General features: G+C 39.7%; 22 protein-coding genes and 2 pseudogenes. 10 read left to right on the top strand and 14 right to left on the bottom strand.

The genetic code is table 11. The features are described from left to right. Positions 1 to 254 precede the first annotated feature (254 nt). Complete coding sequence (locus tag I8752_RS33445) at positions 255 to 3,485, top strand: PAS domain S-box protein (RefSeq protein WP_214436472.1); 3,231 nt, start codon at positions 255 to 257, stop codon at positions 3,483 to 3,485. Between the two features lie 266 nt (positions 3,486 to 3,751). Further along, complete coding sequence (locus I8752_RS33440) at positions 3,752 to 4,138, top strand: response regulator (protein WP_214436471.1); 387 nt, start codon at positions 3,752 to 3,754, stop codon at positions 4,136 to 4,138. A gap of 324 nt (positions 4,139 to 4,462) precedes the next feature. Here I8752_RS33440 and I8752_RS33435 read toward each other — a convergent pair whose 3' ends face one another. Continuing rightward, entirely contained in the window at positions 4,463 to 4,840 is a 378-nt protein-coding gene (locus I8752_RS33435) for a hypothetical protein (protein ID WP_214436470.1), read from the bottom strand. A gap of 129 nt (positions 4,841 to 4,969) precedes the next feature. On the opposite strand from I8752_RS33435, the gene I8752_RS33430 reads away from it, so the two are divergent. Continuing rightward, a complete protein-coding gene (locus I8752_RS33430) occupies positions 4,970 to 5,179 on the top strand; it encodes a hypothetical protein (RefSeq protein ID WP_214436469.1) in 210 nt (69 codons plus the stop codon). A 362-nt stretch (positions 5,180 to 5,541) separates the two neighbouring features. Here I8752_RS33430 and I8752_RS33425 read toward each other — a convergent pair whose 3' ends face one another. The 3 genes from I8752_RS33425 to I8752_RS33415 form a co-directional block, all read right to left on the bottom strand. Then, entirely contained in the window at positions 5,542 to 8,196 is a 2,655-nt protein-coding gene (locus tag I8752_RS33425; protein ID WP_214436468.1) for an AAA-like domain-containing protein, read from the bottom strand. Positions 8,197 to 8,555: 359 nt separating this feature from the next. Continuing rightward, positions 8,556 to 8,783, bottom strand: a complete 228-nt coding sequence (locus tag I8752_RS33420) for a hypothetical protein (protein ID WP_225896063.1) — start codon at positions 8,781 to 8,783, stop codon at positions 8,556 to 8,558. Between the two features lie 689 nt (positions 8,784 to 9,472). Next, positions 9,473 to 10,087, bottom strand: a complete 615-nt coding sequence (locus I8752_RS33415; RefSeq protein WP_214436467.1) for an MBL fold metallo-hydrolase — start codon at positions 10,085 to 10,087, stop codon at positions 9,473 to 9,475. A 134-nt stretch (positions 10,088 to 10,221) separates the two neighbouring features. Here I8752_RS33415 and I8752_RS33410 point away from each other — a divergent pair, with 134 nt between their 5' ends. The 3 genes from I8752_RS33410 to I8752_RS33400 all read left to right on the top strand — a co-directional run bounded on the left by I8752_RS33410 (position 10,222) and on the right by I8752_RS33400 (position 14,109). Further along, complete coding sequence (locus tag I8752_RS33410; protein WP_225896062.1) at positions 10,222 to 11,469, top strand: pyridoxal phosphate-dependent aminotransferase; 1,248 nt, start codon at positions 10,222 to 10,224, stop codon at positions 11,467 to 11,469. 128 nt (positions 11,470 to 11,597) lie between these two features. Further along, positions 11,598 to 12,983, top strand: coding sequence for a cystathionine beta-synthase (locus I8752_RS33405; protein WP_214436466.1), 1,386 nt, complete (start codon positions 11,598 to 11,600; stop codon positions 12,981 to 12,983). Further along, positions 12,973 to 14,109, top strand: a complete 1,137-nt coding sequence (locus I8752_RS33400; RefSeq protein ID WP_214436465.1) for a cystathionine gamma-synthase — start codon at positions 12,973 to 12,975, stop codon at positions 14,107 to 14,109. The genes I8752_RS33405 and I8752_RS33400 overlap by 11 nt, the downstream gene beginning before the upstream one ends. 179 nt (positions 14,110 to 14,288) lie before the next feature. On the opposite strand, the gene I8752_RS33395 is transcribed toward I8752_RS33400, so the two are convergent. Beyond that, entirely contained in the window at positions 14,289 to 15,452 is a 1,164-nt protein-coding gene (locus I8752_RS33395; RefSeq protein WP_225896061.1) for an AAA-like domain-containing protein, read from the bottom strand. 1,005 nt (positions 15,453 to 16,457) lie between these two features. Beyond that, entirely contained in the window at positions 16,458 to 16,853 is a 396-nt protein-coding gene (locus tag I8752_RS33390) for a pentapeptide repeat-containing protein (RefSeq protein ID WP_214436464.1), read from the bottom strand. 308 nt (positions 16,854 to 17,161) lie between these two features. On the opposite strand from I8752_RS33390, the gene I8752_RS33385 reads away from it, so the two are divergent. The 3 genes and pseudogenes from I8752_RS33385 to I8752_RS33375 form a co-directional block, all read left to right on the top strand. Then, complete coding sequence (locus I8752_RS33385) at positions 17,162 to 17,623, top strand: hydrogenase maturation protease (protein WP_214436463.1); 462 nt, start codon at positions 17,162 to 17,164, stop codon at positions 17,621 to 17,623. A gap of 330 nt (positions 17,624 to 17,953) precedes the next feature. Then, positions 17,954 to 18,166: pseudogene (locus tag I8752_RS33380) on the top strand (IS630 family transposase); the annotation flags it as partial. Between the two features lie 92 nt (positions 18,167 to 18,258). Further along, positions 18,259 to 18,623: pseudogene (locus tag I8752_RS33375) on the top strand (helix-turn-helix domain-containing protein); the annotation flags it as partial. A 290-nt stretch (positions 18,624 to 18,913) separates the two neighbouring features. Here the strand turns inward: I8752_RS33375 and I8752_RS33370 are convergent. The 8 genes from I8752_RS33370 to I8752_RS33335 form a co-directional block, all read right to left on the bottom strand. After that, complete coding sequence (locus I8752_RS33370; protein ID WP_214436462.1) at positions 18,914 to 19,216, bottom strand: 2OG-Fe(II) oxygenase family protein; 303 nt, start codon at positions 19,214 to 19,216, stop codon at positions 18,914 to 18,916. A 33-nt stretch (positions 19,217 to 19,249) separates the two neighbouring features. Then, positions 19,250 to 19,447, bottom strand: coding sequence for a hypothetical protein (locus I8752_RS33365; RefSeq protein WP_214436461.1), 198 nt, complete (start codon positions 19,445 to 19,447; stop codon positions 19,250 to 19,252). 79 nt (positions 19,448 to 19,526) lie between these two features. Then, positions 19,527 to 20,174: a 2OG-Fe(II) oxygenase family protein gene (locus I8752_RS33360; protein ID WP_214436460.1), complete on the bottom strand. Its 648-nt coding sequence runs from the start codon at positions 20,172 to 20,174 to the stop codon at positions 19,527 to 19,529. Positions 20,175 to 20,209: 35 nt separating this feature from the next. Beyond that, entirely contained in the window at positions 20,210 to 21,229 is a 1,020-nt protein-coding gene (locus I8752_RS33355; RefSeq protein ID WP_214436459.1) for an ABC transporter substrate-binding protein, read from the bottom strand. Further along, on the bottom strand, positions 21,229 to 23,829 hold the full coding sequence (locus I8752_RS33350; RefSeq protein WP_214436458.1) for a TonB-dependent siderophore receptor: 2,601 nt from the start codon (positions 23,827 to 23,829) through the stop codon (positions 21,229 to 21,231). Before I8752_RS33350 ends, I8752_RS33355 begins: the two co-directional genes overlap by 1 nt. Before the next feature lie 2 nt (positions 23,830 to 23,831). Further along, positions 23,832 to 23,990, bottom strand: coding sequence for a hypothetical protein (locus I8752_RS33345; RefSeq protein WP_214436457.1), 159 nt, complete (start codon positions 23,988 to 23,990; stop codon positions 23,832 to 23,834). Continuing rightward, positions 23,978 to 24,946 (bottom strand): helix-turn-helix transcriptional regulator, encoded by a 969-nt coding sequence (locus I8752_RS33340; RefSeq protein WP_214436456.1) that lies wholly within the window; start codon positions 24,944 to 24,946, stop codon positions 23,978 to 23,980. The genes I8752_RS33345 and I8752_RS33340 overlap by 13 nt, the downstream gene beginning before the upstream one ends. Before the next feature lie 73 nt (positions 24,947 to 25,019). Next, positions 25,020 to 25,235 (bottom strand): hypothetical protein, encoded by a 216-nt coding sequence (locus tag I8752_RS33335; RefSeq protein ID WP_214436455.1) that lies wholly within the window; start codon positions 25,233 to 25,235, stop codon positions 25,020 to 25,022. A gap of 451 nt (positions 25,236 to 25,686) precedes the next feature. Between I8752_RS33335 and I8752_RS33330 the strand changes: the two genes are divergently transcribed. Next, the coding region (locus tag I8752_RS33330; protein ID WP_214436454.1) for a helix-turn-helix domain-containing protein at positions 25,687 to 26,085 on the top strand (399 nt) is incomplete at its 3' end.

Here is a 26,085-nt window from a genome sequence, read left to right as displayed (position 1 = left end):
GGTGAGATGAGGGAGTAGGGGGAGATGGGGGAGAGTTAGGACTTGAAGCTTCAAGCTCAAAATCTCAAGTTTCAAGCTCAAAGGCGCAAGCTTCAGCCTCAAAGGCGCAAGCTTCAGCTTCAAAGGCGCAAGCTTCAGCCTCAGAGGCTCAAGTTTCATATTCCTCCCTAACTCCCCCAGCTTCCCCAGCTCCCCCAGCTCCCTTCTCCCCCGATTGGCGTGTCATATTTGATGCCGAACCAGAATGTGTCAAAATGGTGGCAGCGGATGGCACTTTGTTGGAAATGAATCCAGCAGGGTTGGCAATGATTGAGGTAGACAGCGCCGTAGAGGTGATTGGCAAATCAGTTTATTCTCTGATTGCCCCAGAAGACCGAGAGACCTTTCGGACAATGAACGAAATTGTCTGTCAGGGCAGTAAGGGCACTATGCAATTCGAGATAGTGACTTGCCGGGGTAATCGCCGCTGGATGGAAACTCATGCAGTACCTCTGCGTGACGAAAAAAATGGCAATGTAGTGCAGTTAGCGATAACACGGGACATCACCCAGCACAAACAATCAGAGGCAGAACTGCGACGGTTAAATCGATCGCTTCAGACTTTAAGTAATTGTAATCAAGTAATTGTTCGTGCCAAACAAGAGAGTAGTTTGCTAGAGAATATTTGCCAAATTCTCATAGAAGTTGGTGGCTATCGGTTTGCGTGGGTTGGTTTTGCCGAAAATGATACTCATAGAAGTATTCGCCCAGTTGCCCAAGCAGGTTATGAAGATGGATACTTGCAATCTCTCAACCTCACTTGGTCAGATACAGTTCGGGGACAAAGTCCAACAGAAATAGCCATCTGCACAGGTGAAATATCTATAGTCCAGAATATTTTGATTGACCCCAAATATGAGATTTGGCGGTCTCAGGCGAACTTACAGGGCTATGCCTCAACTATTGCCTTACCTTTAAAAGATCGCGGTATAGCTTTTGGCGTTTTAAATATTTATTCCACTGAAGTAAATACCTTTGATGCTGATGAGGTGAAACTTTTAGAAGAATTAGCACAAGATTTAACATACGGCATTGTCGCATTGCAAAATCAGCGCGATCGCTCCTTTGCCGAAACCGCACTACGAGAAAGTGAAGCTAGTTACAAACAGCTGATAGAACTTTGTCCGGAAGCAATTTTTATCCAAAGTGAAGGCAAGTTTGTCTTTTTAAACAGTGCTGCTATCCAACTTTTTGGCGCGACCAAAGCCGAAGAATTACTAAACAAACAAATACTTGATTTTGTACATCCCAATTCGCAAACCTTAGTTCGAGAGCGAATCAAATACTTGAGAGAAGTCCAACAGCCAATACCATTACTAGAAGAAGAATGGCTGCGGCTAGATGGCACAACTATTGATTTAGAGGTAGTTGCAGCTCCTTTTGTTTACCAGGATAAATTAGCGGCTCAAGTCGTTGCTCGTGATATTTCTGAGCGCAAACAAACCGAAAAAGCCCTACACAAAGCAAACAACGAACTAGAATTAAGAGTAGCAGAGCGCACTGCTGAACTAATTACCGTCAATCGACAGTTGCAAGCAGAATTAGATGAGCGCCAGCGCACAGAGGAAGCACTACGAGTATCGCAAACTCGGTTTGAAGGTATTTTAGGTATAGCCGATGATGCAATTATTTCCATCAATGCCTGTCAAGGCATAACTTTATTCAACCAAGGAGCAGAGAAAATTTTTGGTTACTCTGCCGCAGAAATTTTAGGGCAAACTTTAGAAGTATTGTTACCACAGCGTTTTGCTCAAGTGCATCGTCAACATGTAGTTGACTTTGGCAAATCCCCAAATCTGGCTCGCAGAATGGGAGAACGGCGAGAAATCTTTGGTCGCCGCAAGGATGGCACTGAATTTCCGGCAGAGGCTTCCATATCTAAATTAAACATAGAAAAAGAGACTGTTTATACAGTAATTTTGCGCGATATCACTGCTCGCAAGCAAATTGAGCGGATGAAAGACGAGTTTGTATCTGTTGTCAGTCACGAACTCCGCACACCCTTAACTTCAATTCACGGTTCTTTAGGAATGCTAGCAAGCGGTCTGCTACAGCCAGACTCAGAGCAGGGAAAACGTCTGTTGGAAATTGCTACTGATAGTACCGAACGCCTAGTACGCTTGATCAATGACATTTTGGATATTGAACGCATCGAGTCTGGCAAAGTGAAAATGGAACGAGAAATTTGCAACCTTGCTGAATTAATTGGTTCGGCAGTGAATATTATGCAGCCTATCGCTAAGGGAGCGGGAGTGACATTATCCATTTCTAGCTTACCCGTGCAGATATGGGCCGATCCAGATCGGATTGTGCAAACTTTGACCAACTTATTAAGTAATGCCATTAAATTTTCGCCGGGTACAACAGTATGGCTGACAGCTCAACAACAAGAAGATGAAGTGTTGCTGACAGTTAAAGATACTGGACGCGGCATTCCAGCTGATAAAGTCAACAGCATTTTTGAACGCTTTCAACAAGTTGATTCCTCAGATTCCCGCGACCGTGATGGTACTGGTTTGGGTTTGGCAATTTGCCAAAGCATTGTGCAACAACATGGCGGACGCATCTGGGTTGAGAGTGTATTAGGAGAAGGTAGCAGATTTTATCTGACGCTTCCAATTCTGACAGTTTCTCAAACTATAGAGCCAGAACACTCCTTAACTCCCCATTCAGCACCGATAAAGCACTCAGCACTCGTTTTAGTCTGTGACGATGACCCAATTATTCGCATCGAACTGCAAACTCTGCTAGAACGAGGAGGATATCGGGTGGTAACAGTGGCTACGGGTAAGGAAGCGATCGCTTTAGCAGCTGCCCAACATCCAGATGTAATTTTACTAGATTTGCTAATGCCTGGAATGAATGGTTGGGAAACAATGGCACTCTTAAAGGAACGGGTAGATACTAAGGACATCCCCATAATAATTTGTAGCGTTTACAAGCCAACTACAACCAGTCAACCAAGTGCAGATTTTGTGGATTGGCTAAGTAAACCAGTACAAGAAAGCTACCTATTGCAGTCACTTAAGCAAGCGATCGCTAAACCCTGCAAGCGAGTCTGCATTCTCATTGTTGAAGACGACAACGATTTAGCAGAATTGCTCATCACTTTGTTTGAGAGGCATGAATTTGAAACCTTCTTAGCCAAAACCGGACGAGAAGCAATTCGCAAAAGCCAACAAGTCAATCCTGACTTAATAATTCTCGATTTAATTTTGCCTGAAAGCGATGGCTTTGCAGTGGTAGATTGGCTACAGCAACACAATCACCTTTGTAATATTCCTGTAGTCATTTACTCAGCCAAAGATTTGGACGAATCCGAACGCAAGCGGCTCAAATTAGGACATACAGAATTTTTAACCAAAGGACGTGTGACAACCCAAGAATTTGAACAGCGAGTCATGGAATTACTTCAACGAATTACTTATCAACCAACTGAGTGCTGAGTGCTGAGTAAAAAAGTAATAAAATTGCAGCACACTAACAATCAGCGTTTTTACAAACTAATGCCAAATTAAGATAAGTAGTAGTCTGCCAAAGTCTTTTTGACAAAGGTTTTAAACCTTCCCCTTTTCCCTTTCCCCTTTTAAGAGCCTAGACCTGTCAATATTTGCGTGGTGGACTAGTAGTATTGTTTGAGCTTTCACAGAACAGCTTTTGAGTAAAGATCGTTAATCTAAAATCTCAAATTGGTATTAGAAGAGGGGCAGTAATGACAAAAAAGCGAATTTTAGTGGTTGATAACGAGCAATATATTCAAGAAGTTGCCAAGATTTGCTTAGAAACTGTAGCAGGTTGGGAAGTGCTAACGGCGAGTTCCGGTCAAGAAGGCATAACTCAAGCCGAAACTGGTCAACCAGATGCGATTTTGCTGGATGTCATGATGCCGGATATGGATGGTATTACTACTTTTAAAAAACTACAAGCTAATCCCATAACCAAAGAAATTCCAGTGATTTTGTTAACTGCCAAAATCCAGGCTTCTGACCGTCGGCGCTATGCTCAATTGGGCATGGTGAATGCGATCGCTAAACCGTTCAATCCCCTAGAATTAGCTAGTCAGGTAGCGACAGCCTTAGGTTGGAACCAGGAAAATTAGCTCCAAGCTTCTGACCAGGTGAATGCGATCGCTAAACCTTCAACCCGTTAGAGTTGGCTAGTAAAATAAAAGATGTCCTTAAATGTGTTGACTGAAAAGAAATATAGTCAAGAAAAAAGCACCCCTAAGACGCTGTTTGAAAAGTCCCTATTGATGTATCAAATATTTTCAGATCCCCCTAAATCCCCCTTCAAAAGGGGGACTTTGATTCTAGTTTCCCCCCTTTTTAAGGGGGGTTAGGGGGGATCGATAAGTGCTTATAATTACAGCCAAACACTTTTCAAACAATCTTTAACGATGCCGTAAAAAGATGATGGGTACAGGTTAAGTTCCTAACACGTTAACCAGTTCCTCTAACAGCAACTTAGCTTTGTATAGTTGCATTAATCTCTCTTGTTGATATCTGTAGGGATAATCCATCCTTCTACCTTCCAGCGATGCCCTAATCAGCGCTATCTGTTCGTCAGTAGGGGAACCCATGCGATCGAGTGCTTCCCCAATATTCTGAACATCAGCAAAAGTAGGGTGTCTGAGTCCTTTCTCGTTTTCCATTTGTATAAGTGCCATTCTGGGGAATGCCATCAAGGCAGTGATTAAGGTAGTTTTGTAGCCTTGATTTCCTACTGGCTTGATACTATATCTTTGACACAGTTCTTTTAATTCCTTGATGTTTCTAGTTTCAAGTTCGGTTCTCGTGAACATAAAATAGAAGTGTCTGTTTTTGTTAATGGACATGGGTAGCTGTTGCCGTCCAAAGTTTCAGCTACCCATAAATTATTAATTTATACCTATGTCGTCTTAGGTTTCAACCTTTATTTATATTTCTCAACAATGCCTAACCCTAAAGGCAATCCAGAAAGTTTAAAGCCATATAAGCTGACCACTGACAGGGCAGAACCATTAATCGCAAAGTTAACTCTCAGGGTTCCGCAGTCAATGATGGACAAGATTAAAAGTATAGAAAATTACCCAGAATTTTGTCGGCAAGCACTTCAAGAAGCGTTAGACAAGCTTGACCAGTCAGATGATGAGCAACAATGATTCTAGATAACGCGATGTGCGGCTTTATCTGAATATTGTGGGATGGACATCTTGTCTTTGGTGGTGCGTTACGCTGTAGCGACTTCTGCCTCGACGTTTGCAACTTCCGTCTTCCCTGTAGCGACTTCCGCCCTGACGTTTCAGTGTTTCGCGCAGCCTGTAGCAACTTCCGCCTTCCCTGTAACGACTTCTGGGTTGACATTTCCGTGTTTCGCGTACCCTGTAGCAATTTCCGCCTTGACATTTCCGTGTTTCGCGCAGCCTGTAGCAACTTCCGCCTTGACGTTTCCGTGTTTCGCGTACCCTGTGGCAACTTCTGCCTTAACCAAACAAGGCAAGAGTAAAAAGTTAAAAGGTGAGATTTATTTCGACGAGATAGCAGGACACACTTGTTGCACATTAGGATGGCTTGAAAGGTAATCCCCTAGCCACTCACACCCCCGCGCCAGCAGTTCATCTAAACCCTCAACCGGACGCAACTGCACAGTATTATCTACAATAATTGCAATCAGCTTACCATCCGGGCTGAACACACCGCTACGACCTTGATATTCAGCAAACTGCTGCCAAATGTCCGCTACTTGTGTCCATAAGCGCACAGTGCCGTCACTTGAAGAAGTAGCAACAGTCTTGCCGTCGGGGCTAAACACCACGTTGTAGACCGAACCTTGATGCTGCAAAGTGGCAATTACCTTGCCCTGAGTGTTCCACAACTTAGCTGTGTTGTCACTTGATGCGGTAGCAACAGTCTTGCCGTCGGGGCTAAACACCACGTTGTAGACCGAACCTTGATGCTGCAAAGTGGCAATTACCTTGCCCTGAGTGTTCCACAACTTAGCTGTGTTGTCACTTGATGCGGTAGCAACAGTCTTGCCGTCGGGGCTAAACACCACGTTGTAGACCGAACCTTGATGCTGCAAAGTGGCAATTACCTTGCCCTGAGTGTTCCACAACTTAGCTGTCTTGTCACTTGATGCGGTAGCAACAGTCTTGCCATCGGGGCTAAACACCACGTTGTAGACCGAATCTTGATGCTGCAAAGTGGCAATTACCTTGCCCTGAGTGTTCCACAACTTAGCTGTCTTGTCACTTGATGCGGTAGCAACAGTCTTGCCATCGGGGCTAAACACCACGTTGTAGACCGAATCTTGATGCTGCAAAGTGGCAATTACCTTGCCCTGAGTGTTCCACAACTTAGCTGTCTTGTCACTTGATGCGGTAGCAACAGTCTTGCCGTCGGATTTTCCTTGGTTTTCTGCTAATTGCTGAGTAAATTGTTGCTTTTGTCTATTTGCTTGCTCGCTTACCTGTTTTGCTCGTTCTACTGCTTGTTTCGCATTCGCATCAGCTAGCTGAAACTTTCCTTGTGCTGACTTGAGTTGATTTTGAGCTTTTTCTTCTTTTTCAGTAGTCTTAGTTAATTTATTCTGAGCATCTGCTGTTTGCTTTTGAGCTATTTCTAAATCCTTCTCTGCTTGATTTGCTGCATCAGTTTTTTGTTTAGCTTCTGCTGTTTTATCTTGCGCTACCTTTGTTTGCTGTCGCGCCTGTTGCAAACCAAATCCAGCCAAGGCTAAAGAAACAATTGCTCCAGTTACAGTAAAAAACAAAATACGCCTAGCCTGCTTTTGCGCGCCTGCTAATACTTGATTAGCCTGCCTTTCTGTCTCTAAAGCATTTTCTGCTTTTTGTTGCGCCTGTGCCAAAAGCTGATTAGCTTCTTGTTCTGCTGTCAATGCACCTTGTACTTCTCTATTTGCAAAATCTTGACTAGCAGATAAATACTGATAATCTAAGCTGCTCAAACTCTTGCCAGTTGACCATTGTAAAGCTTCTAGCAAAGCTTGTCCTCGCAATAAACGCGACTCGTCTTGACACTTAGAAGCAACCCAAGCATTAATTTCACTTGCATAAGGACGGAGTTTTGCTAATTGTTGCTCGCACCATTCCTGATTGAATACTTCCTCATAAATACGATTATAAATTCGCATATTACCACGCTTAACGGCTAATCCAGTCAATCGCAGTTCTGTTTGTTCTGGGCTATTATCAGATTCTATTTTTCCTTGTTGTAATATCTGCTGAACCAAAGCCAATAATCTTCCAGTACGTTGTTCGCTACTTTGCAAAACTCTATTTTGTATTGTTCTCAAATGCTCAGGTTCATCTCGGATTTCCCAATTTTGAATAATGCGATCGCGGACAACATGAGCCACTATTTCTTGCGGGTTTGTCAGCAGAGTTTCATTAGCATATTGCACAACTAACTTACAAACCTTTTGAGTTAGAAAAGGTTGTCCTCCTGTCCACTCCAACACAGCTTGCATCAATGCTTGCGAGTTACCTACTGCTGTTAGTCCTGTTGCCAGCGGTTGTGCTTCTTTAAGTTGAAATCCTGTTAAATCAATTGCCCGACCGATATTAAATGGTGTCCGTCGCTTATCTCCAATTAAATCAGAAGGTGTAGATACTCCTAGCAATGCAAACGTGAGGCGAGTGTATGCAGCTTGGTCTGCACGACGGTTATAACATTCTCGAATAACTGCAAAAAAATCATCTAAATTAAATTCAATACTGAGAATACTGTCAATTTCATCAATAAAAATGACGATTTTACCAGCAATTGTTGTGAGTAAAACTGTTTCAATAAACTTGCTTAACCGCTGCACTGGCGATAGTAAATCGTTCTCTAACCACCAGTTATCTAAATCAAAATCGTTGTAAAGCTCAAAACTTCCCACAAGACTGTCAATAATTCCGGCATACCATTCTTGTGGAGTAATACCTGATGTTCCGATCGCAGTTATATCAATCGCAGCACAAGCAATTCCCTCTTGTTGCAATTGTTGCATAACATGCACCCGTAAGCTAGATTTGCCCATTTGCCTAGCGTTGAGGACATAACAAAATTCTCCCGCTTTTAAACTCTCATAGAGTTCGGCATCAGCTTGACGGGTGACGTAGGTGGGCGAATCTAGAGGGAGGCTACCTCCAACTTGATATTGATACTGCGTCATGGATTTTTCACTGCTAGCGAATTAATTCACAGGCATTTTTAGCCATTGTTGCAGTATTTCGACCATTATTTCAATCAAGAGACATTCAACTCAATAAATCTCTGTATTTTTGCAATACTCTTGCTCTCTTATTTTCATTTGGCTTTATAACCTTCAAGCATAAACATAAAAATGTTCTTAATAAATAGTCAATTTTAATATATATTTATGACTTATTTAATTAACTAACAAGGATACCATAGCAGTCCTAAATCTTTAGAAAAGAAAATCCCCGACTTAGCAAAAAGTCAGGAATTTAGGTCTTTCTATTTTAATTTCTAGTGAATCAGCTACAAACTACAGTATCAGTGCCATATACATTAATATCGCACATAACGAGCAGCAACCCACCGCCGACCATTTCGCGTGTGTTCCCAATGCCCAGGAATCAACCTTTGGCGCACAACTTGACGGCGAACAATTGGATGATGAACAACTCTATGTCTAACTACAGGTCTCACAACGATCTCTGCTGCTGATGCGTGTGATGGAAAAGAAGCAAGTGCTAGTGGTAGAGCAAGTAAAGTACCAATTACGATACGTTTCATGATGTAATTTCCTGTCAGTTACATTGGTTTTTTATGTACAACATTCCGAAAGGATTTGCGAACATTTACCCTACCTATTTTTAAAATTAAATTTAAAATCAAAGGTTTATTCATTAAGAAAATTACCTGTGAAACTATAGGTGGTATTGTTTGTTTGCAAATCACTAAGATTGCTGTATTGCTCTAAGTTTAAAATACTAAATAAGAGCGCACACTGTAAGAAAGTAATAATTTCAGCATGACTTTAGTCATGTTTAAGTAACTTGTAAACAGTAAAAATCAGGTTAAATAAGTAGTAAAAACCAGTAAAGTAATAAATAAAACATTAAATCTGTAGCATCTATTGAAAAAATAGAAATATCTACCTTTAGCTATAGTTTTTATATATACGTAAGTAGTATAATACTGTTTCAAAATTGAGAGAGCGATCGCAATCAATTACTCATACATGAAAAATAAAATACCCGACTTGTTAGAGAAGCCGGGATTTATGTTCTAGAAAAGCTCATTTAACAAGGTCAAAGGGAAAATTGAGTAAATAATCTCGAAAAAGACAGCATATCGCAAAGCCATCAACTAAGTAGGAGGCAGGAGGCAGGAGGCAGGAGGGAAAAGCCAATTTCTGACAGGATTTTACAGGTTGACATTCTATGTTTAATTATGTCCACCTACTTAAAAGTAAATTGCAATTACGAATTACGAATTATCAATGTAGCTGCCAGTTCCTTGAGGCGATCGCGTCCATCCCGGAAGACTGGCCAACCATCTCCTACTAGCACGGCTTCTACCTGCGTTAGTTCTGCCAGCCTTTGTACAGAAGCGATCGCCTCTTCACGATTCAGCAGTTTGTCATCTGGCAAGATAGTTAAGCTACCTGCTTTGCGCGCTCGTACTAAATCACCTGTAATTAGAGTCGTTTCTTCTAGTAGCAAAGCTAATTCACCCGGAGTTTTAGAACCTTGGAGTTCAATCACCTTCAGTCCTGGTACTAACTCATCACCATTAGAAAGCCAGCGCTCGCAATGTATGGGGAAAGAATCTTTTTCTGCTGCTGGGCCAGCTATCTTGGCATAGGTTTGATCGGCAATTTCTTTAGCCGATCTGACATGCTCGGAGTTAGTTAGTACAATCCAAACCACACCACCGAGGGATTGCAGGTGATTCCAATCGTGATTTGATAGGGCTACCGGATCAATCAAGATGTTGCCATCTGGACGAATCCAGGCAATCCCATTGAAATCGATATTTCTTGCAGGGTTGAAAGTAGACCAGCCATATAGATCGGGACGATGCAGGGATTTCATAATGATTCTGGTGCAGTACCTTCAATAATTAATAATTTTTATCAATAATGTATCAGCAATTCAGCTTATAGTTCAAGACTTGTATTCCTTTGAGTTCTGGGAATTGAGTATACTACTGTAAATCAATAGATTTTATGTATTTAATTAAATCTCAGCAATTCCTAGATAACTATAGTAGAGAAGAACGGAGAAGGCAGGTGACGAAGATTCAGCGCCAAAAAATTTCAACGAAAGCAAATCAATTTACAGAATCAGTGATTCGGGAGATGACACGTGTGGCACTGCAATATGATGCAGTGAATTTGGCACAGGGATTTCCTGATTTTCCCTGTCCTGCGGAGTTGAAACAGGCAGCTTATGAAGCAATAGAGGCAGATGTTAACCAGTATGCAATTACTTGGGGCGATCGCGCATTTCGCCATGCAATTGCTGATAAAGTCCGCTGGTATCTGGGTTTAGACATTGACCCAGAAACACAAATCACCGTTACCTGTGGCGCTACAGAAGCGATGGCATCTGTCATGTTAGCAACCATCGACTCAGGTGACGAAGTAATTGTATTCGAGCCGTATTATGAAAACTACGGCCCCGATGCAATTTTGGCTGGTGCAACACCTAGATATGTAACACTCCATCCCCCTGACTGGACATTTGATGAAACAGAGTTACGTCAAGCTTTCAATGCCAATACCAAAGCCATCATCATCAACACCCCCCACAACCCCACAGGCAAAGTATTCAACCGTGAAGAACTCACCCTAATTGCCGAACTTTGTCAAAAGTGGGATGTACTAGCATTCACAGACGAAATTTACGAACACATTCTCTATGATGGAACTCAACATATTGCCTTAGCAACTCTTCCCGGTATGGAAGAACGCACCGTCACCATTAACGGTCTTTCCAAAACATACAGCGTCACCGGTTGGCGCGTAGGTTACATCTTGGCAAACCCTGAATTAACAAATGCTATTCGTAAAGTCCACGACTTTTTAACCGTTGGTGCGCCTGCACCCTTGCAAAGAGCTGGAGTTGCCGCTATGCAACTGCCACCATCCTATTATCAAGAACTAGCCAAACTTTATCATCAAAAGCGAGACAGCATTTTACAGATTCTAGATCGAGTAGGAATTCCTTATTTCATTCCCAAAGGAGCTTATTACGTCTTTGCAGACATTTCCAAATTTGGCTACAAAAACGATCTCGAATTTACCAACCACTTAATTAAAGATATTGGTATTGCCGTAGTTCCAGGTTCCGGCTTTTTCAGCCAACCAGAAAAAGGACAATCATTCATTCGCTTTTGCTTCAGTAAAAAACCAGAAACCCTCCAAGCAGCAGCCGACAAATTACTTAAACTGCAATCCACTGCTTCAAGATAGTTAATCGCTCAAAATTAACTTTCTTATCTTTGTGTTCGTGTACTTTGCAGTTCGTTTCAACATCCCAAATTTAATTTATCAATATGAAAAACTCATAACCATCTTCTCATCACCAGTAAGGAGTAATTATGACTACTTACGACAACATTTTACAAACGATTGGTAGAACTCCATTAGTCAGACTCAACACAATTACAGCAGATATTCACTCCATTATCTATGCCAAAGTAGAATATCTAAATCCTGGTGGGAGTACCAAAGATCGAATTGCCCTTGCCATGATTGAAGCAGCAGAAAAAGCAGGACAACTGCAACCAGGAGGAACCATAATTGAAGCGACAGCAGGCAATACAGGCGTAGGACTAGCACTAATTGCAGCAGTAAAAAAATATCGCTGCATATTTGTCATGCCCGATAAAATGAGCCAAGATAAAATTAACCTGCTCAAAGCTTATGGTGCAGAAGTAGTTGTCACCCCCACATCTGTAGCACCCGACTCGCCAGAAAGTTATAACGGTGTTGCAGAAAGACTCGCCAAAGAAATACCAGGAGCTTACAGACCAAATCAATTTGAAAATCCAAATAACCCTCTAGCTCATTATTTAACTACTGGCCCAGAAATTTGGACAGATAGTAATGGTAAAGTTGATGTTTTCGTTGCAGGAATGGGGACAGGTGGCACAATTTCCGGAGTTGCTAAATATCTCAAAGAACAAAATCCGAATATCGTAATTGTTGGTGCAGATCCAGAGGGTTCTATCCTATCAGGAGATACTCCCAAATCTTATAAAGTTGAAGGCATTGGTGAAGACTTTATTCCCAAAACATTTAATCGTCAATTAGTCGATGAAATGATTCGGGTTAGTGATAAAGAGTCTTTTAATATGGCTCGTCGTCTTGCTAGGGAGGAAGGCTTACTAGTTGGAGGTTCCTGCGGTACAGTAGTAGCCGCAGCACTCAAGTATACAGCTCGATTATCAGAGCCAAAATATATTGTAGTACTGTTACCAGATACTGGAAGAAACTATATCAATAAAATTTACTCTGATGCCTGGATGCAGGAAAACGGTTTTTGGGAAGGTAAAACAGTAAGAACTATCAAAATTGGTGAAATTTTATCTCAGAAAACAGATTTTCCTTCTTTAGTTGCTGTAAATCCCCGTGAGACTTTGAGTCAAGCAACAAACCTACTGCAAAAGCTAAATATTTCACAGTTACCTGTAATCGATAATAACCATGTGGTAGGTAGCCTGAATGAGGCATCTTTAATGAAATTTCTCCATGATGGAATTAATTTTTCTAATCAAGAAGTCCTGGCAGTCATGGGGAAACCGCTACCCATTCTCGATGAAGAAGTCGATATTTCCGAAGCTTATCGAGTCCTTTTATCAGGCACAACAGGTATTATTATTACACGTAAAAATGTTCCAATTGGATTAATTACTAGAGCCGATTTAATCAGATATTGGATTAGTCAAACTCAAGAAGACTTAAGAGAAAATAATGGAATTTGAAACTAGAGCGATTCATGAAGGGCAACAACCAGACCCCCAAACTGGTGCAGTAATTGTACCAATTTATTTAACTTCTACCTATGAGCAAGAAGCGATAGGTCAGCACAAAGGATATGAATATTCTCGGACTGGAAACCCGACTCGTAAAGCTTTGGAAGAAGCTTTAGCATCTATTGAAAATGGAAAATTTGGTTTAGCATTTGCCTCTGGATTAGCTGCCACTACCACCGTATTAAGTCTGCTTAAAAGCAGCGACCATATTGTTGCTGGCGATGATTTGTATGGTGGTACTTATCGTTTGCTAGAAAGAGTCGTGAAAAATTGGGGCGTGACAACCACATATGTAGACATTGATAATCTAAGTGAATTTGAAACTGCAATTCAGTCCAATACCAAGCTAATTTGGGTTGAAACTCCTACAAATCCCCTGTTAAAAATTGTTGATATAGCAGCACTAGCAAATATTGCTCGCAAACACAATATTATTTTAGTAGTAGATAATACCTTTGCTAGTTCTTATTTTCAAAAGCCCTTAGATTTAGGTGCTGATATTGTAGTTCACAGCACGACTAAATATTTAGGAGGACACAGCGATATTATTGGCGGAGCAGTTGTGACATCTAACGAGCAACTATACACCGAAGTGAAGTTTTATCAAAATGCGATCGGTGCAGTTCCTAGTCCTTTTGATAGCTGGTTGGTGCTGCGAGGTATTAAAACCTTGGCGGTGCGAATGCGGGAACATGAAAAAAATGCTTTATTTTTGGCAGAATTTTTAGAAAAACATCCTCAAGTCGAGCGAATTTATTATCCAGGGTTAGCCACCCACGAACAACATCAACTAGCAAAAGAACAAATGTCTGGTTTTGGGGGGATGATTAGTTTGGAATTAAAAGGTGGTTTTGCTGAGGTTGAAAGATTTATTTCTAAATTGAAGTTGTTTTTGTTAGCCGAAAGCTTGGGAGGGGTAGAGTCACTGCTGTGCTATCCTGCCAAAATGACCCACGGTTCTTTACCAGAAGCAGAACGAATTAAACGGGGAATTAAGGATAATTTAGTCCGTCTTTCTGTAGGTATTGAGCATCCGCTAGATTTGCAAGCTGATTTAGCAAACGCTTTGTCTTGAAATTAAAGGTTTTGAATCTGTTGCCAGATTTGAGAAAATTGGTATTATGCATTGACAAAACCTACAAAAAATGCCTATAGAGACTGCGAAAAAATCAGCGATCGCTGTATTTTATCAAAGCCACAACTGCCTCCCCTTCACTAAAGGGATTAGCCTAAAATTTAACCACTCAAAATTTTTCAAACACCCTCTAAATGTCTTGATACCCATTGAGGATTGAAAACACTTCGATAAATAGGATTTTTAACTCTTAGATAACCGTTATAAATCCTTACCAAACCAGATAGCAACAGTTCTGTCTGTTCTTCACTATCATTAGCTAGTACCAAGTTCTCCATCGGGTTCCTATTCCTTAGTTCCTCTGCTTGTAACACCTGTCGATAAATGCTCAATAACTTTCCTGCTTTGTGTTGGTCGTAAAGTAAGCGATTTTTGATGGTACGGAGGTGTTCGGGTTCGTCTTTGAATTCCCAATGTTGAATAATGCGCGATCGCACTAATTGTTCTATCCAATACCCTTCAGTACCATTCGGTATGTTAATCGTTTTCTTAGAACTTTCTAGAGCTACTTGGAGAACTAAATCACAAAGTTTTTGGGTGAGAAATGGCTGTCCTTTTGTCCAATAAATAATATGCAACAATATTGCCTGTGGCTGGCTGACTACTTTTTTTAAGCCTTTAACCAGAGGTATAGCTTCATGCAGTTGAAAGTCAGATAACTCAATTGCTTTACCAATACTAAAGGGTGTTCGGTATTTATCAATAATTAGGTGAGATGGGCTGGCTACACCAAACACAGCAAAAACCAAAGATTTTAAATTTGGGTTGTGTGCTTGCCGATCGTAACAGTGACGAATCCAGATAAAAAAATCGTCGATGGGAAAATTCAGACTTAGTAGGCTATTAATATTATCGATAAAGATGAAAATGCGATTATTTTGAATTTCTGTTAGTAATACCTGTTCAACAAATCGATACAGTTGTTGTATAGGCTCAAACTCAGATTGTTGCTCCCACCAACTCTCAAAGTCAACCCGCTTTGTTAGCTTTAACTTGTAACACAAGCTTACAATAATACCTTTGTACCATTGTATAGGTGTGATTTTATTACTGCCTAATAATGTTGAATCAAGATAAACACATATATAGTTTTCTTTTTCTAAACGATGAATAGTTTTGTGTAGGAGAGATGATTTGCCTGCTTGGTGGCAGTCTAAGACGTAACAAAAATCTCCTGTTTTTAATCCAGCATAGAGTTGTTCATCTGCTTGACGGACAATATATGTAGAGTCATCATACTTCAGGCTACCACCGACTTGATATCTCATAGTCAAGTCAAGCATAACAAATGCATATATTTATACTTTGATAAATAATAGTATTATTTATATGTAATAAAATGCTCATATTATTCAAATTATGATTTAGATTATTTTTACTGTTATTTAAATCTTAAAAGTACAGCACTTACTTTCTCTTCATTACGCTGTTGATTTAACTTTGATAAATCTAGGTTGACATCTTTAACGATCGCAACATATAATTAGTCACTCAAGCAATCTTAATTGGTAAATTAAGCTTCATAATATTACCAATGTTAAGTGAGGATGGAAATTAACATAGTTCATAATTTCTCATAGTAGATGTGTAGGGTAAATGGCAGCTGACTTCTTTTATGAAGAAAGCAAAATTTTGGGTAAAAAACTATTTTTGTTAGATAACTAGAGAGCGATCGCTTAGAGGTTGTTTGAAAAGTGGTTAGCTGTGATTTTAGGCACTTGTCGATAACGTTTTGCTACCAACAAAAGAACTTTTCAAACATTTTTTTAAGAGATAGTGCGAAAGGCAATCGCTATATCATTTGTTAACTTATCTTCTCTTAGTTAAAAGTAAAAATCAAGGAAAGTTAAGACAGTTAATAAAAAAGTAATTTGTATTTTGAAATAAATAGGACTTACGCAAAAAACCTCCTGCCTCAACAGCACTTGGTTGAGCAAGCATACACATCAGCACAATTACTTTCTACTTCAGAGCGAGACTATGACATTGACCTGTTGGTAGGACTTACGCATTGACAGGAAAAACCAAATATGGCGTATAGATTTCAGGCATTAAATCTTGATTTTTCGATATTTTATGAGGCGATCGCTAAAAAAGAGTAGCTTATGATACATTTTTTTGGGAAATATCCAAAAGCTGAGAGTTTAGCTCAATGATAAGATTAATTTATAAATTAGCACCCAAAAATCAACCAAGATTCAGCCAGATGCAATCTGCCAGGAATTTTTGATAGAGTCTTTGAGCTAGCTCATAGTTGTATGCAACTCGAACCGCTTCACCTGGAGGGGTCACTTCGGCAAGTCTTTAATCTGCAATCCGACTTGCGCTGGATCGAATTTTTGAGGAAAATGAGTGGTGCGATCGCAATCTGCTTTTTCCAATTTCGCGCCCTTGAGATTGGCTTGACGGAGATCGGTCGAAAATAACAAGGCTCCTCGAAGATCGGCATCTTGCAAATTAGCCTGACTGAGATTTGCAAAGCTGAAGTCACAGCCTCTGAGATTAGCACTATTTAGATTAGCTTCACTCAAGTCAGCGTAGCTGAAGTCAGATCCCTTGAGATCGACACCTTGCAAGTCAGCATTACCCAAATTTGCGCCATTAAAATTGCGTTTCCCCTCTGCATATCTCTGTTTGAGAGTCATAGCAGTATTCACGATATGTTGAGAATTTGTTTCAGACATAGAACCACCATCAAGTTTGTCTTATAATTACAGTAGTCTCTACCACACGCCTTAATCATAAGATCGTTGATGCCCAAGTTGGCAGATATTAATAAATTTGCGAGATATTTTACTTCCTCACGAGTTCCTCAAATTCTTCTTCTATCTTTAATAAAGCTGTAAAAAGTAATTAAGTAAAATTAATTACATATATTTATAAGGTTTTTAGAAAGGGAAAGTTTTAACTTTATCTGTAGCAAAGTTTTAAAAGCTCCAAATTGCCAAAAACAATTATTTTCCCTTCCCAAAATGGTATTAACACTCCAACTATGAATAAGACATTAATCGTAATTGGTTACGGTAATGAATTGCTTAGTGATGATAGTATTGGTCAACGAGTAGCCAAAGCGTTGCATTTATCGAACGGGAAATCTATTGCTGTCCACCAACTCACCCCCGAACTTGCTGAAGTTTTGGCGGATACTGAATTAGCGGTATTTATTGATGCTTGTTTAGCAACCAAAACTTCCCAGGTGCAAATACAATTGCTCTCACCTGAATCTTTGAATGTTATCGCCGGACATACAGCCGATCCGCGATCGCTTCTTGCTCTAACCAAAGCCCTTTATGGTTATTGTCCGCAAGCTTGGTGGGTGACGGTACCAGGAGCAAACTTTGAATTGGGTGAAAATCTATCACCTCTTGCCGAACAAGGAATAGAGATAGCAATTGATAAAATAAACCACTTAATCAAAACTGCGAGGAAAGAATTATGCATGAAGTTGGAATGATGCAAAATATTCTCAATCTGCTGTCAAACGAGCTAAGGATGAAGGCGCTCAACACATTCGTTTAGTACAAATGCGATCGCGATATTCATCAATAAATTTCATGTGGTTAAAGTAATAAAGCCGTGGTCACGCAGGTTAAGATATTTTGAAAGCATGAATGCTAGGAATAGTTTTACCTCCTGCCCTTTCAATTTTAGATTTGCGATTTTAAATTTTAGATTCTTCAATCCAAAATCTAAAATCTAAAATTCCTCTGCCTCCTGCTATAAAAGGTATCTGTTATCCAAAATAATGAGATATTTCATAAATTTGTCTCCATTCTGGTTTATAAAATTGATACACATTCGCTTTGCGCCTAATTGTCCATCACAAAATCCTATAGAAGATATTTGGTTACAAGCGAAAACCTGGGTTCGACGTTTTTGTGCTTTAATTCCAACATTTCGCCATTTAAAGTGGATGTTTGAGTGGTTTCTCCGAAATACTACGTTTGATTTTATGTCTCTTCAGATGTCCGGAGCTTTTTCAGAAATCAAATACTAGTCCTATAGTCGCAGATGCTATAGGAATCATATTTGATTTCTGAAAAAAACTGCGAGATAATACGGAGAAAGATATCTGTCTAACAGAGAACAATGATAAGTCAGCATCTACAAGCCGCGATCGCAGAACTACAAGAATTTATAGATAATCGCCCAGATGCTCGTGAGGTGAGAAAAGCGTAAGGCAAGTGAAACTGGTTTATCAAGGCTACAAGTATCAGGAAATTCAAACAATTTTAGATGTGTCTGTTGGTTCGATAACAAGCTGGAAGCTGGCTTACAAGGAATATGGAATTTCGGGACTGCGCTTAAATCATAAAGGCAGAAAGAGTTACCTGAGTGATGAACAGCAACAAGAAGTATTAAGTTGGTTACAAACTAAGGATACTTGGGAGCTTGGTGAACTGGAGTACAAATTGGCGTTTGAATATGATGTAATCTACGAATCGAAACGAAGCTCCACCCGATTTACAGCCGTTTCCGATGTTATGAGGTACAATTAGTACTAATAAAATAAAAAGATAATACTGTCATGAAAGCATATTCAGTGGATATCCGAGAAAAAATAGTTGCAGCACATATTGAGGAAAAAATATCAATTTGTGTATTTGCAAAAATAGCTTTTTAATGAATACTCTGCTAAACTCTGACTATTTTACTATCGGCTATTTTGCATTTTCTAATACCATTTAGATATTCAAGTTATTCTGTTTCGATTTATTCCTGGTATGACTGGAGTTACTGTATGCTAAGAATTTTCACTTGGCAGTATAATGATTGACGAACCAAGTAGTGGGAGAATATCTTGAAATACTGATTGAGGGTTTTCATCTTTAAGGATTCGCAAACATCCTCCCCACTCACGATTCCATTCTTCATTAAAATAGAAAATTTGTACTAAGCTGGCAAAGGGAGGATCTGTGTGAATAGCTCCCCTTTCTCCTGAATTGTATCTACTAAAATTAAATTGCAAAAAATGGTTTTCAAGACTCAACTTAGTCAATTCTTCTAAAGCAGAACGATAAATAGGTGAACGTAGTTCAACAATCAAATTATTCCAAACAGATTTAAGAGTAGGTTGATTTTAAATGCCAATTTTTTCATTCAAGCATGGGCCTGTCATGGGTGTCCATTCTGCACCAACTTTGTGGAAAAGTTGTTCTTCAGGGTAGTATTTAGCTAACTCAATCCTTTCTTTAATAGGTATTATATTCTGTAATTTTACCCAGCTATATGGAATTTTTTGCATGGAAGCAAAGCGAATAATGTTCAAATCAAGCATAATTAACAACCTTTTTATTTAAAATAATTAGCTGATGTATTTGTGCTACAATCTATAGACACTTATACTTCTTAAACTACTAACTACTTATTGTTTTTTGAGCAAAATACTCCTGTTGCTTGATAAATGCAACCTTTAGAGTAAGTCGAGACTGAGTAGCTTCTTTTGATACTGGGGTCACAGTATGCCAGGAGTTATCTGAACGCATCAAAATAACTGAAGTATTGAGTAGTGGCGGAATTTCCTGAAAAACAGAGTCAGCATTGTCGTCTTTTAGAATACGTAAACAACCACCCCAGTTAAAATCCCATTCTTGATTGAAATAAAACATTTGCACCATGCGGATAATGGGGGAATCAGGATGAGGAGGAAAAAAGTTTTCTACGTCATAACGAAAGAAGTATATATACATTAAATCGTCCATCAGGTTTAAACCCGTCAATTCCCCAACAGCGGCTCGATAAGCAGTGGTGTGCAGATCATCAACTAGTTGCTGCCAGAGGTTATTCAACTTGGGATAATCAGTAATTCGTGGCTTAGTAATATCCTGAATCTCATCAAATACCATTCGCATTGGAAACCCTTTCCCATCTTTATAAAAGCCTTCTTGAGGATAGTTATTGGATAGCTCTAAACTTTCTTTTTGTGGTAGCAGGTTTTGCAAAAATGCCCAGCGATAGGGTACTTCTTGCATTATTCCCGTGCGAATGACATTTAAATCCAGCATGATAGACTCCGTTTCACACAAAACAATTCCAAACCCTATGACTGGTTGAGTAAATACTTAAATAAATCATCAAGCACCCGATTAGCTGCAATTGAACCACAGCAGATCCAGTAATCTCTAACCAAATAAACTTTGCCCTGCTGGACAACTTTTAATTTTGACCATAGTGGTTCAGAACGGAGTTTTTGGAGTACCCTTTGAGAAGTAGTGTTGGTAGTAGATGTTGGGCTGACAAACAGAACATCTCCATCAACGTCTACTAGAAGTTCCCGTGATAGATTATAAGCAATATTCCCTCCTTTGCCAGGGGTTGCCTCTTTATCTGACATTTGTGAGGTTGGGCGAGCCACACCAGCCTCTTTTAAGATAAGTCCAGAAAATGATTTTTTGGTGAATACAACCATTATTTCAGGTCTAGGACTTAGAAATGATACAATAGTTTTTTGGAGTTTGCTGCCCATCTTGGCTTTGAACTGGGCTAAACGTGCATTATATTTTGCTAAGACTATCTGAGCTGACTCGGTCTTACCCAAAGCATTAGCTGCTTGTAGAAATGTGTCTTTCCATTCTTCAAAACTGTATTTGTATAAAACAGTAGGTGCTATATGCGATAACAATTTATAGGTTTCTTTGTTATCGATAGTGCTACCCAAAATCAAGTCAGGTTTAAGAGCAGCAACTCTTTCTATATTGGTAGGTCTCCATCCAATATCTTTTATATTCAAACATTGGTTATAGCATGGTTGAAGTTCTGATAAGGTCTTTTGAGGAGCGCCTACCAACTTGACTCCCAAAGCCAAAGCATCTTCAGCTAAGAATGGATCTAATGCAACTATCCTTTTTGCGTTAACAGGAACAAGAGTTTCACCCATTGCGTGTTTCACCAGCCGAACAGTGGCTGATATTGGTTTCTCTAAAGAACCTCGGTGAGGAGTTGCTGCTTTACGAAAAGGGTAGGTACAAGAAGAAATCAACACGAGAGTTAACAAACTGATCAAAGACACTCGAAGAACACGGTACATTTTCATGCAAAGCCGAATTTTACCGTTCCTCATCAAAACTCCAACCCAACTGTTAACACTACTGTAAAGGGATCGCTGGGATATACCTGTGTAGCACTTCGAGGAGTAAAATACCTAACATCAGATAGGTTTTTCAGATTAAGTGCAAGACGAAGGTTATTTCTGCGATAGTAAAGTGCAGCGTCTAGTTGTAAATAGTTTGGTACACTGAACGAGTTATTTAGGTCGCCCTGCCGCTCACCAACATAGAACACACCAAAACCACCTCCTAGACCTCGTAAGTTACCATTGGGAATGATGTAAGTAGTCCACAAACTAGCACTATTTTCAGGTACATTCACCAATAAATTGCCTACTTTATATCTGTTGTCACTGGTAATTTGTGCATAAGTATAGTTGTAAGACGCAATTACATTCCAACCCGGTAGAATTTCACCAATCACATTTAACTCAACGCCCCGACTTTGTTGCTCACCGGTTTGAATATTAAACGATGGATGAGCAAGGTCTTGTGTGAGAACATTGGATAGGGTGAGTTGATACAAAGCGAGTGTTGCGGATAACTTATTATTGAGTAAATCAGTTTTGACCCCAACTTCATATTGAGTCCCACGACTAGGTTCAAAGAGACTACCATCAAAGGTAGCGCCTACATTCTGTGTAAATGATTGGCTGTAGCTGGCATAGAGGGAAACAGGTTCGATAGGTTGGTAAACAATACCTACGCGAGGACTAAAGACAGAGTCATTTTGACTAGTAGTTTGGGAAGTTATAAAATTTGTAACTTCATTTTCTGCAAAGTCTAAGCGTCCACCCAAAACTAATTTTAGGTTGTTGAAGAACTTTACTCGATCTTGAATGTAAAGCCCTAGTGCGTCATTCCTTGTTTTCGAGTGACTTGTAGATGTAATAGAACCTAAAGGTTGACCATATATAGGATTAAATAAATCGAGTGAACCTGCTTGTCTAACAATATTTTCTAAAGCAGATATATCTCTGAATAAGTCAAAACCGACTAACAATTCATGCTCAATGTTGCCTGTTTTAAACTTACCGACAACGTTAGTATCCATAACATAAGTATTTTCAACAGTGGGACCATTGAAACTAGTTTTTATCCGGTTTAAAGTCCGACCATCTGATAGTAAACCTGTAGGAAATAAAATATCTTGATTGTTGCGTACAAACCTGACATGAAAAGCATTTCGTAACACCCAATTATCATTAAACTTATGCTCTAGGCTATAACTAAGCAAAGTTGAATAACGAAAGTTTGAATCTGTTGGTTCTGAAACATTACGATTTAACGGAATCTTGCCATTACGATTGGGGAGTACAGTTCCCGCAGCTGGCAAACCATTATTAACACTATCTTGTTCCTGATCTAAAAACTCTCCTTCAAGCTTAAATGTTGTGTTCTTGCCCAGACGAAAAGCGAACACTGGTGCAATCAGCAAGTTTCGACTACTGAGAAAATCAATAAAACTTCCCGAATTATTGTAAGAAAAGTTTAAGCGATATAAAGCAGTTTTATCAGAGTTCAGAGGGCCAGAAATATCAAGGGCAGGTTGATAAAAGTCATAGCTACCAACACTCATGGTAGCAGCAAAATAAGGATCGGTAAGTGGCTGTTTTGTAATGTAGTTAACAGTACCTCCTGGTGACTGTTGACCATAGAGTACTGAACCTGGCCCCTTAAGAACCTCTATCCGTTCTATATTAGTTAACTGAGTGCGACCAGAATCAATGCGAGACGGATCTCTCAGACCATTGCGAAGAATAACTCTAGATTGTTGAAAACCTCGAATTGTAAATATATCAGCATTAGTACTGGCTGGAACGAGCGCCCCTATTATACCTGTATTTCTAAGCGCATCGCTAAAATTTTGTGCTTTTTGATCGTCTAAGACCTGCCGAGGAATCACCTGTATCGATTGGGGAATATCTCGCAGTGGTGTATCTGTTTTTGTACCGACACTGGTATCCGGAACTCGATAACCTGTATCTGGTGGAGCTGTTACCTTCAACTCAATTGGTGGTTGGCTCTGTTCTGTTTGGGGTTGTTGCTGTGGCGTAGTTGTTGGTTGCTGTGCAGTTGTTGTAGCAGCAGATACTCCAAAAACCAACCCCTCTTGTGTACTATCAAACAACTCGACTGTTGGCGCACCCGTTTCACCCACCACAGTCACCCGTAGAGTATTTGCATCTTGGCTTGCAACCGTGACCTCAGCAATTCCTACTGCTGGCTTTAATTGTTGAAAACTCTCGCCACTGGCAAGCTGCAAGTGAGTATTAGGGATGTCTGCAATGTAAGAATTACCTTCTGTTCTACTTTTAACTTGTAATTTATCGGAATTTGATGTGACTAAAATTAACTCTATGCCTTTATCTGTGGCGTTCACTTGAACATCTGTAACTGACACTACATCAGTTGTAGCCTGACTCAGTTGGGATACTTTATTCTGCTTTTTGGGTGTCCTCAACAGATATATTGCACTAGTTTTAGCAGACTGCACTTCACTAGCGGAGCTAACCGAACCTGATGGTTGTTTAGCATAGGCAGAGTTAGCTATATTTAAGCAAAGGATTGGTAATAAAGTGCTAATAACAGCACAGGGTAATTTCAAAAGCATTTTTATCTGTTCCAAACCAATACACCACACTGGAAAAGAGTTGGTAAACTACCCAGGTTATACCAACCACGATTATTTACAAAGAATACAATTGTTAGTGCGATCGCGTCCTCTTCGAGCCGGACTTTTTCTCTTCGAGCCGGACTTTTTAGCCGTGACATGACTTAGGACTCACGCCAAACTTTTTACGAAAGGCGTTATAAAATGAGGTTGGGCTAGCGTAGCCAACTTGATGTGCTACCTCTGTAACATTCATTTGGCCTTGCATAAGCAAATTTTGTGCCACTTCCATACGATAATTGTGCAGATAGCCAAACACCGTAGTGCCAAAAACAGAGCGGAAGCCTTCTTTAAGTTTGCGATCGTTTAATCCGACTTGCTGTGCTAGCTGTATCAAAGAGGGTGGGTTATCTAGATATTTCAATAAAATTTCTTTAGCATAATAAATCCGCTCAATTTCCGATGGCTTTAGCTTAATACTTTCAAGGCTATCTTGATTAATTTGTATTTCTTGGTCAACCATTAATGCTGCTAATTCCCAAACCTTGCTTTCGAGATATAATCGCTTGGCTGTATCTTGGTAAGGACATTGGAGAATTTGCTGCAACGCTAACAGCATTGCTGGAGTTATAGTTCCATAGCGCTCATAAGTCGGATGCTCGAAAGGTCTGATTAAATGTTGTAAATTTTTCGGCAATTCTCCACAGGGATCTGCAATAAATGAGCGAAATTTTTCGTAATTCATATAAATTGCTACTGTAATAATCGAGAATGACTCACTCAGGAAACTTGAACTTTCACGAGCCATGCCACTCCCACTTAAGAAGTATTCTCCACTCCTAAAGTGAATATCTTGGGATTTTGAAGCTACCGGAATAAAAAATTGGAATTCTACTGGATGTTTTCGATATGGACTTTCTACAAGCCCTGATTTATTGTCTTGACAGTTGTAAATATCTAAAAATACGCAATCTCGTAGTCGAATTTGTCGGAGATATCCTTCTCCAAAGGCATATTTTCGCGTAATGTCAAACTTATCAAAGCAGCTATCCTGCTGAACTGGCTCTGCTTGATATAATTGTTTCAAGTAATCTGCTAGTGGAAGAATGAGTGTCATAGCTAGGGTAATTTATAAAATTTATTGATACTAAATTCATTGGGTGGTAAATGCACAAATGCGAAAATCTAACTCAAAAAGGATAAATTATTTTTCCTATTCGTGTCAGGCTTTCACGTAAACTGCCGGCCCCATATAACGTCACGGTTGCAGCCGATACTGGACTCAACAGCCAAGTCCAAGCAATCCCTGCTGCTAGGGGGAAACACAAGCGCGTCAGTTGAGTCTCATTCAATTTCAACCCAAACCAGCGGGCTATTAATTTGTTATTTTTTATACCTAAAAACATTCTTTTCCTCTCTCAAATTAATCCAAATTTTAAGCTCAAAGTTGACACCGTTGAAACCCTTATACTGCTGCACCCCTATCTCTCTACACCCAGTCTCTAAATGCTGTTTTGATACGTAAGTTATGTAATTAATTTTGGTATAACCTTACACTTATCACTCTTTACAAAAGAGAAATAGTATCGTATATAACTTTTACCAATAAATTTGGTAAAAATTTATGGCAAAGAAGCGATCGCTTAAATCTCATTCATACAAAAAATGTTAGAAGAAGGATAGGAATATTAAGATTACCAAAACCTATATTAAATTCTGAAAAAAGCAACCTGTGCAGCCAGTCGGCATTCAACAGCTTCAGAAGTTACTAAATTCACCATATGCCAAGAATTATAGACCTCTTGCAGAATTATTTTATGGTAAGGTAAAAGATTTTGACATAAATTTGCTCTGCCAATGCGATACGAACAAACTTTGCGACTGTCCAATCGAGAATTTAAACGTCTAGTTGGGGTACAAAGACACACATTTAATCAGATAGTCAACGTACTACAAGATGCTGCCAGTCACAGACAAACAAGGGGCAGTTCTAAAAAACTGTGTTTGGAAGACCAGGCTTTGGTGTGTTTAACATACTGGCGTGAATATCGAACTTATTTCCATATCGCCAGTGATTGGCAAGTGTCACAAGCAACGGTTTGTCGTACTGTTCATTGGGTAGAAAATATTTTAGTCAATTCCGGGAGGTTTCGCTTAGGAGGAAAAAAGTCATTGTTGGCACCATCAAAAACACCGAAAACAGTAGCAATGGATGTGACTGAAAGTCCCATAGAACGACCTAAATATGGTCAGAAA

It is taken from the genome of Dendronalium phyllosphericum CENA369 (assembly GCF_016056275.1).
Lineage (GTDB): Bacteria > Cyanobacteriota > Cyanobacteriia > Cyanobacteriales > Nostocaceae > Dendronalium > Dendronalium phyllosphericum.
The sequence above is the reverse complement of the archived record's forward strand: the minus strand, read 5'-3'. Positions and strand labels throughout refer to the sequence as shown.

Excerpts from the sequence above, each read along its gene's own strand:
- I8752_RS33445 (WP_214436472.1), top strand. The coding sequence starts at position 255 with ATGGTGGCAGCGGATGGCACTTTGTTGGAAATGAATCCAGCAGGGTTG.
- I8752_RS33440 (WP_214436471.1), top strand. The coding sequence starts at position 3,752 with ATGACAAAAAAGCGAATTTTAGTGGTTGATAACGAGCAATATATTCAA.
- I8752_RS33435 (WP_214436470.1), bottom strand. The coding sequence starts at position 4,840 with ATGTTCACGAGAACCGAACTTGAAACTAGAAACATCAAGGAATTAAAA.
- I8752_RS33430 (WP_214436469.1), top strand. The coding sequence starts at position 4,970 with ATGCCTAACCCTAAAGGCAATCCAGAAAGTTTAAAGCCATATAAGCTG.
- I8752_RS33425 (WP_214436468.1), bottom strand. The coding sequence starts at position 8,196 with ATGACGCAGTATCAATATCAAGTTGGAGGTAGCCTCCCTCTAGATTCG.
- I8752_RS33420 (WP_225896063.1), bottom strand. The coding sequence starts at position 8,783 with ATGAAACGTATCGTAATTGGTACTTTACTTGCTCTACCACTAGCACTT.
- I8752_RS33415 (WP_214436467.1), bottom strand. The coding sequence starts at position 10,087 with ATGAAATCCCTGCATCGTCCCGATCTATATGGCTGGTCTACTTTCAAC.
- I8752_RS33410 (WP_225896062.1), top strand. The coding sequence starts at position 10,222 with ATGTATTTAATTAAATCTCAGCAATTCCTAGATAACTATAGTAGAGAA.
- I8752_RS33405 (WP_214436466.1), top strand. The coding sequence starts at position 11,598 with ATGACTACTTACGACAACATTTTACAAACGATTGGTAGAACTCCATTA.
- I8752_RS33400 (WP_214436465.1), top strand. The coding sequence starts at position 12,973 with ATGGAATTTGAAACTAGAGCGATTCATGAAGGGCAACAACCAGACCCC.
- I8752_RS33395 (WP_225896061.1), bottom strand. The coding sequence starts at position 15,452 with ATGCTTGACTTGACTATGAGATATCAAGTCGGTGGTAGCCTGAAGTAT.
- I8752_RS33390 (WP_214436464.1), bottom strand. The coding sequence starts at position 16,853 with ATGTCTGAAACAAATTCTCAACATATCGTGAATACTGCTATGACTCTC.
- I8752_RS33385 (WP_214436463.1), top strand. The coding sequence starts at position 17,162 with ATGAATAAGACATTAATCGTAATTGGTTACGGTAATGAATTGCTTAGT.
- I8752_RS33365 (WP_214436461.1), bottom strand. The coding sequence starts at position 19,447 with ATGCTTGATTTGAACATTATTCGCTTTGCTTCCATGCAAAAAATTCCA.
- I8752_RS33360 (WP_214436460.1), bottom strand. The coding sequence starts at position 20,174 with ATGCTGGATTTAAATGTCATTCGCACGGGAATAATGCAAGAAGTACCC.
- I8752_RS33355 (WP_214436459.1), bottom strand. The coding sequence starts at position 21,229 with ATGAGGAACGGTAAAATTCGGCTTTGCATGAAAATGTACCGTGTTCTT.
- I8752_RS33350 (WP_214436458.1), bottom strand. The coding sequence starts at position 23,829 with ATGCTTTTGAAATTACCCTGTGCTGTTATTAGCACTTTATTACCAATC.
- I8752_RS33345 (WP_214436457.1), bottom strand. The coding sequence starts at position 23,990 with ATGTCACGGCTAAAAAGTCCGGCTCGAAGAGAAAAAGTCCGGCTCGAA.
- I8752_RS33340 (WP_214436456.1), bottom strand. The coding sequence starts at position 24,946 with ATGACACTCATTCTTCCACTAGCAGATTACTTGAAACAATTATATCAA.
- I8752_RS33335 (WP_214436455.1), bottom strand. The coding sequence starts at position 25,235 with ATGTTTTTAGGTATAAAAAATAACAAATTAATAGCCCGCTGGTTTGGG.